At 41.1% G+C, this 6,151-nt stretch carries 7 protein-coding genes; 5 read left to right on the forward strand and 2 right to left on the reverse strand.

The window, feature by feature from the left end; translation table 11 throughout:
- Positions 1 to 215: 215 nt before the first annotated feature.
- Complete coding sequence (locus tag HC179_RS14430) at positions 216 to 746, reverse strand: hypothetical protein (protein ID WP_168864930.1); 531 nt, start codon at positions 744 to 746, stop codon at positions 216 to 218.
- Between the two features lie 424 nt (positions 747 to 1,170).
- On the opposite strand from HC179_RS14430, the gene manA reads away from it, so the two are divergent.
- Complete coding sequence (manA, locus tag HC179_RS14435) at positions 1,171 to 2,127, forward strand: mannose-6-phosphate isomerase, class I (RefSeq protein ID WP_168864931.1); 957 nt, start codon at positions 1,171 to 1,173, stop codon at positions 2,125 to 2,127.
- A 60-nt stretch (positions 2,128 to 2,187) separates the two neighbouring features.
- Here manA and HC179_RS14440 read toward each other — a convergent pair whose 3' ends face one another.
- On the reverse strand, positions 2,188 to 2,622 hold the full coding sequence (locus HC179_RS14440) for a hypothetical protein (RefSeq protein ID WP_168864932.1): 435 nt from the start codon (positions 2,620 to 2,622) through the stop codon (positions 2,188 to 2,190).
- A 212-nt stretch (positions 2,623 to 2,834) separates the two neighbouring features.
- Here HC179_RS14440 and HC179_RS14445 point away from each other — a divergent pair, with 212 nt between their 5' ends.
- The 4 genes from HC179_RS14445 to HC179_RS14460 all read left to right on the forward strand — a co-directional run bounded on the left by HC179_RS14445 (position 2,835) and on the right by HC179_RS14460 (position 5,941).
- Positions 2,835 to 2,981: a YwzD family small protein gene (locus tag HC179_RS14445; protein ID WP_168864933.1), complete on the forward strand. Its 147-nt coding sequence runs from the start codon at positions 2,835 to 2,837 to the stop codon at positions 2,979 to 2,981.
- A gap of 190 nt (positions 2,982 to 3,171) precedes the next feature.
- Positions 3,172 to 4,227 carry a YecA family protein gene (locus HC179_RS14450; RefSeq protein WP_168864934.1) on the forward strand — a complete coding sequence of 352 codons (1,056 nt, stop codon included), beginning with the start codon at positions 3,172 to 3,174 and terminating at the stop codon, positions 4,225 to 4,227.
- 142 nt (positions 4,228 to 4,369) lie between these two features.
- On the forward strand, positions 4,370 to 5,314 hold the full coding sequence (locus HC179_RS14455) for a processed acidic surface protein (protein WP_168864935.1): 945 nt from the start codon (positions 4,370 to 4,372) through the stop codon (positions 5,312 to 5,314).
- Between the two features lie 3 nt (positions 5,315 to 5,317).
- Complete coding sequence (locus tag HC179_RS14460; RefSeq protein WP_168864936.1) at positions 5,318 to 5,941, forward strand: class D sortase; 624 nt, start codon at positions 5,318 to 5,320, stop codon at positions 5,939 to 5,941.
- Positions 5,942 to 6,151 lie beyond the last annotated feature (210 nt).

The following is a 6,151-nucleotide window of genomic DNA, read 5'->3' on the forward strand; positions in this document are numbered from 1 at the left end:
AAATTCCCATTTCCGCTTAAACCAACGTTTGTTTAAAAAAAGCTATTCTAAATCAGTGAATACGTAGAAACCAACAGAGATATTCCATATTCGACAACCTCAGTATAATTTTCCTTACATAACTTTTTCAAAAGTTAATCCAAAACACGAACTCTATACCCCTTGGGAATCCTGCAATCCCATTTCTGCTTAAACCAACGTTTGTTTAAAAATTACTATTCTCTTTTTTCTGGTTTTTGCTTGCCTGTAGGGAACGAAATGGCAGTAAGTGAACGGTCTTGAACCTCCACGCTTGCAATATGTTGGTTTGGGAGGGTGATGTGGTTCACCTCTATATAATACGTATAAGTTCCAGGAAGTGGAATGATGTCGGTCCAAGTAATCTTTGTTGTGTTAATAATTGTTTTTTCACAATCATTTTGGCCATATTGATTGATCAATGCAAAACTTTCGCTTGTTAACGGGGTCTTCTCACGCAGCAAAGAGAACTCCACAATAAAACTATAAGCAGGATTGTTTTCCGTCAGGATAAAAGCCTCGATCATCGCATCTAATTTTACCACTTCGTTCGTAGAATGGGTCTTCACCTTCAGCTCAAGGGCTTGTGTTGGCTTGTCTGCTTCTATCCCCAACATTTCATCGCTCTGATTAAAATAATACCTTGGTTCCATTCCCCTAGGTTGCCTGTCACAATTACACGGCATCCTGCAGCCACAACTCTTTCTCCATTCAAAATATAAGGACATTGAATAATGCCTCCTTTAGACATACTATCCACTCCATAACATATGCTTGTCATCGCTGTTTGGAGAGGGTAGGAGCCTTGAAAACATAATAAAATAAAAAAGCGATGAATGAACCGTTGCACGCTGCGGTAGATGAAGCCTTAATACAAGTTGAAGTGATATGGAATGCATGTGTCTACCACACAATGTTTCCGTATACAACATATTCTCGACAAAAGCAGGAACCTGACTTTTATTTGTTGAAAAAGTTAGTAAAAGAGCTATCTATTCCTGTGTTTAGGAATTTTACGTGAGTTTCAAGAAATGTTAATAAATGAGGGAATCGAATTAAGTTGGCCGGAAGTTGGTGCAATATAAGCTGAAAGAGTGTCGTCTGCTATCTGTTATCTATGGTGAACTTTCATAATATGATGAGGTGAACATAATGGTAAACAAGAAAGACGTTCTATTCCTCGAGCCTGTCTTCCAAGAACGCATATGGGGAGGGACCAAGCTTGCTGATCAATTTGGATATGAGATTGCGTCTGAATTGACGGGAGAATGCTGGGCGGTTTCCGGTCATCCGAACGGACAAAGTACGGTTAAAAACGGTTCTTTTGCAGGTAAGCTCTTAGGTGAACTATACATGGAAGACAAGGAGATATTCGGCAACCATCAGAGTGATAGATTTCCGCTGCTGACAAAAATTCTTGATGCAAACCAAAACCTATCCGTGCAAGTCCATCCGAATGACAAGTATGCTAGTGAGAACGAAAACGGAGAGTATGGAAAAACAGAGTGCTGGTATGTGATAGATTGTGAGGAGGATGCGGAAATTATATTTGGTCATACTGCCGAAACAAAGAAGGAATTTGTCGAAAGGGTTAAAAGTGGAGAGTGGGAGGAACTTTTAACACGTGTGAAGGTAAAACCTGGTGATTTCTTTTACGTGCCGAGTGGAACCATCCATGCTCTTTGTTCAGGTGTCTTAATTCTTGAAACACAACAGAATTCCGATACTACTTATCGTGTGTATGATTATGACCGAACGGACAAGAAGGGAAATACTCGTGAATTGCATCTTCAGAAGTCCATTGATGTCTCGACAATTCCACATGAACCTATTGATGTGGTCCATAAAATTTCTAAATTTAAGGGTGCTACCGTTACAAAATTTGTGGAAGCCGAGTATTTCACTGTCTACAAATGGGAAGTGGATGGAGCCTACTCTTCAAAACACAATAAGCATTTCCTAATTGGAAGCGTGATTGCTGGTTCTGGGGAGCTTAAGGTGGATGAACGCGTTCACCCGCTGAAAAAAGGTGACCACTTTATCATTCCTTCAGGTGTGGAAGAGTTTACTGTCGTAGGTAGAGTTGAACTAATTATTTCTCATCCATAAAAGAAAATCCGTGAGGTATCGTTATACTATATCTCACGGAATTTTTTATTTCTGTTTAAATCATTCATACAATTCCCTATACACAATCGCCTTCAATGCCAGCAGCTCTTCCTCTGACAATTTCCCCTCGAATGTTTCCATCAACTCCAGCACTTCCTGTTCCGTCATGCCGTTCGCTGCCTTTGACTGTATCTGCTGCATTTCTTGAAAACTGAGTTTTTGCATGACCAGCCTTGTTGCTTCTTCACGTGTTTGGACTGGCAGCTCTTCAAGGTTAGCGTCTGCTCCCTCTGCAATATAGCTCCTTAAGGCAGGAGACCTGTCTACATACTCCCGAGCCATAGCCACATCATTATTTTCCACCAGGTCTTTTTCCACATATTCAACTGCCTGATCTTCCAAGAATTTATTGATAAAATAATAGCCTGCATATCCAAGGATTCCTAGGATAAGGGCTGTAATGAATAATCCTTTGAAGAATTTCACTTTGGACACCTTCTTTCCCCTTAACTATATATAACTATGGATGTTGAAAGCAAATTTCAAAGAAAGAAGTTTGATTCTAGCTAGAAAGGGTAAATGATAAGAAACAAAAACCGACGAAAATCTAGTAATATAATAAAATTTAACAAAATACTTGTTTTTTTGGTAGAAAGTAGTAAAATTGTAGTATATTTTGTAATTAATTAGGCGGTGAAATTCGGTTGATGAACGATTATAAAAGTATTGAAAGCAAAGAAGAGATTATCAAAGTGCTTCAATATGCCTATCAACAAGGCACAGAGAGAGAAAATATCTCCATGATGGAACTTATAGATGAAATGAAAGAAAAGCTGCAGTTGCTTATAAAATGATAGATTACTAGATAACACCTTCCCGTAAACGTGTGGAGGTGTTTTTGTTTTGGAGAAAGATGATGATTGGATAAGTTATCCAGACCCTGGTCGGCTACACGTAAGGGAGAAATATGTTAGAATTAAACTCGTTGTCTGTAAATCTCAAATGAGAACAGCTTAGAAAAAACAAAAGGTTTAAGGTGATAGAATGATTGGAAGAAACGAACCGTGTCCTTGTGGCAGTGGAAAGAAATATAAAAAGTGTTGTGAAAAGAAGCAAGATGGCCTGGATAAAGTGCTAGAAACAGAAGTGATGGCCTTACAAATTGATATGATGCGCTTTGCATATGAAAAGTTCTCAAGTGAACTTGAAACGGTCAGCTCCAAGTATCTACATAAATTTTCAATGGATGAGATGAAGAGTGAGGCATTTAACGAGCTACTCCATCTATGGTATATGTTCACGGTAAAGCGCGATAATGGTTTGACGATTGTGGAAGAGTTTGCATCCGTTCAAGAGGGCAAGTTCTCACGTCCCCAAGTAAAAGAATGGGCAGAAAGCTGGCAAAAGGCATACCCTTCTATTTATAAGGTGGCAAATGTGCGTGGGGAGACTTACACCATGGAGGACTTTTTCACAAAAGAGAAAGAAAAAGTCACATATATTGGCAGAGAGGACAGCTTAAGTAAAAATGAGCTGGTTATTGGGATGTTTGTTCCTTTCAAGCAGGCGAAAGTTGTATTCATGTCCACCTTTGAACGTGGGGTACTAGAGGCAATTCGTCTGGAAGAGAAGTTTATGGAGGAATTTTCAGAGGTTACTATTGATTCAGCCTATATACGAGCGGAATTCCCGGATCTTGCCGGTAAAATGGTCGAGTTTGAATTAAGTGAAGAGGATGTTCAGCAGCTACCTGTCCAAGATAAGGCACAGGAACGTGTATTGGGATTGTTTGCAGACGGAGCTAAAAAGCGCGGATATCCGGAAAGGTTTTTAGAGTTTGCTTCTATGCTCTGGTCCATCTATTGCATGAAAGAGAGTCCAATGATCCGCAATGAGCAGAATTATGCTGCTGCATTGATTTACTTTTTAGACACACATTTTATGAAAGAACAGCAGGAAACACAGAAAGCGTTAGCGGAAGAGTTTGGTATATCAGCGGGAAGTGTTTCGTCGACGTTCCGTAAACTGGATGAGGTATTACAGCCAGTCATCCAAACATTTGAAGAAGATATCGAAGCGGCCTTGCAGGGCGCTTCTTAATCTAAAAGCATCTGATTTTCTCGACTTATTTCGAGGAGGTTGGGTGCTTTTTTCATTAGTTTGAATGACCATTTTCCTGCATAAATTTTCCGCGTATGTGCATGCTACTAAAAAAGTGTAACGAAAATAGGAGGCATGACAGATGCAGCGGTTTATGTTGGTTGTTTGCGCGTTTTTAATAGGCTCGACACTATTCTTTTCCCCACTTGATGCGACGGCGGCACCAAAAGAGGAAGAGGTGGATTCCTACTTGAAGGAAATCGGTTGGACAAGGAAGGATCTTGATAAGTATTTGGCGTTTTATGAGGTGAGCTTGGATGATTTCAAGGACATCGAACATCTGCGTGATGAGCTTGGGACTCCAATCAATGAGGAGAACCTTCTTGTTATGCTGGAAACCTATGATTTGACGAAAGAAGAGTTAGAGGTCCTTTTGTCTCGTTTTGGGGAAAAGGTGCAGGATTATACGTTCATTGAGGACTTGGAAATTGCGGTTGACTTCTATATGACCCACGAAGAAGAAGTGGCTCGCGCGGAGGATTTTCTAGTGTCCATGGGATTTGAAGCTGAAGAAGCACGGCAAATTTTCCAGCATATTTTGAGTCTACCGAAAGATGTGTTAGCGGAAGAGCTTGAAAGATTGCAAGGGATGTTGAATGAAGAGCCAAATTCCGTTGAAAAGGTGTTTTCCCTTTGGACAGAGTTCATGGAAGTATTCCAGGTGGAGGCGGACCTTCATGTAGAGGACGGTAGTAGGGTTAAGGTGTCACAGGAAGCGCTTATGCAGCCTGGATGGTTGGAAGGAAAGGAAGTTCATTTAGACATTTTTGATGGAGAGGGTTCGCTTCTTGCTTCAGCAGTGATGGATGAGCAAATTGTATCGCCTTCCTATGTGCAGTCTACAGGAAAGGAGCTCATTCATTTAGGTCAGGTTGGAGTGAAAATGAGTGATGAGCTTTATAACAATAGAATGCCTGATACTGCTTCTATTTATGGGTTGGGGATGTTGGTAGGATTGTGCTTGTTAGGATTGGCTGGTTTGATGTTAATGTTAAATGGTGCGAGAAAGGTCCGCAGGGGATATTAGGGAATGCGGGAACGTTATTTGGTGGTTGTACTTTGGATGGTGATGGTGATTGGGGCTGCTTTGTTTGTTGGAAGCGGCCTTTTGTATTGGCAGGGAGTTTCGGCAGTGGAGGATAGGGTGGATCTTTCTGAGCGGCTGGAAAAAAAAGAGAGGCAAGTATCTGGTGGTGAACCTGATATGACAAAGACTCAGGCTGTAAGTTTAGCAGCAGGAGAGGAAATCGGAGAAGTCTATTTTCCTGATTTAGAAGCAAGTATTCCGGTGTTTCACGGTGTATCGGAGGCAGAGCTCGTAAAGGGAGTGGGACATGTTCCGGGTACGCTTTTACCTGGGAACGGGGGAAACATAGTCCTATCCGGGCATAGGGATACTGTATTTCGTCGGCTTGGGGAGCTTGAGGTTGGCGATAAGGTTATGTTTGGTTTTGATGGTGGTTGGTACACATATAAGATCGGCAGGATTAGGGTGGTAGACAAAAATGATACTTCGGTAGTGGTCGCGCGGCCTCGTGAGGTATTGACGATAACAACTTGCTATCCTTTTACGTTTATTGGGAGAGCACCTGAGCGGTATGTGTTGGAAGCGGAGTTTATTGGTAGGGTAGATGAGGAGGCAGTTGGAGAGTAAGCATCATTTATATGAGTTGAGAGGTCGCGGCGGCGTTTTTTTTGTGAAACTACGCCTAAAGTAGTGGTATTTGAATGATTTTCGGGTGTGTCAAATAAACTGTGTAAGTTTTCTTAATCGAGGTACTTAACAGCTCTTCCCTTAAGATTATCATTGATTAATAATTGGTTCATCACTTGTGGCCAATTTTGGACGAAGCCCTTTTCCCAT

It is taken from the genome of Bacillus sp. RO1 (assembly GCF_012524115.1).
Taxonomy (GTDB): Bacteria; Bacillota; Bacilli; order Bacillales; family Bacillaceae_I; genus Sutcliffiella_A.

Coding starts and splice junctions, on each gene's coding strand:
- HC179_RS14455 (WP_168864935.1), top strand. CDS start 4,370: ATGCAGCGGTTTATGTTGGTTGTTTGCGCGTTTTTAATAGGCTCGACA.
- HC179_RS14460 (WP_168864936.1), top strand. CDS start 5,318: ATGCGGGAACGTTATTTGGTGGTTGTACTTTGGATGGTGATGGTGATT.
- HC179_RS14445 (WP_168864933.1), top strand. CDS start 2,835: ATGAACGATTATAAAAGTATTGAAAGCAAAGAAGAGATTATCAAAGTG.
- HC179_RS14450 (WP_168864934.1), top strand. CDS start 3,172: ATGATTGGAAGAAACGAACCGTGTCCTTGTGGCAGTGGAAAGAAATAT.
- manA (WP_168864931.1), top strand. CDS start 1,171: ATGGTAAACAAGAAAGACGTTCTATTCCTCGAGCCTGTCTTCCAAGAA.
- HC179_RS14430 (WP_168864930.1), bottom strand. CDS start 746: ATGTCCTTATATTTTGAATGGAGAAAGAGTTGTGGCTGCAGGATGCCG.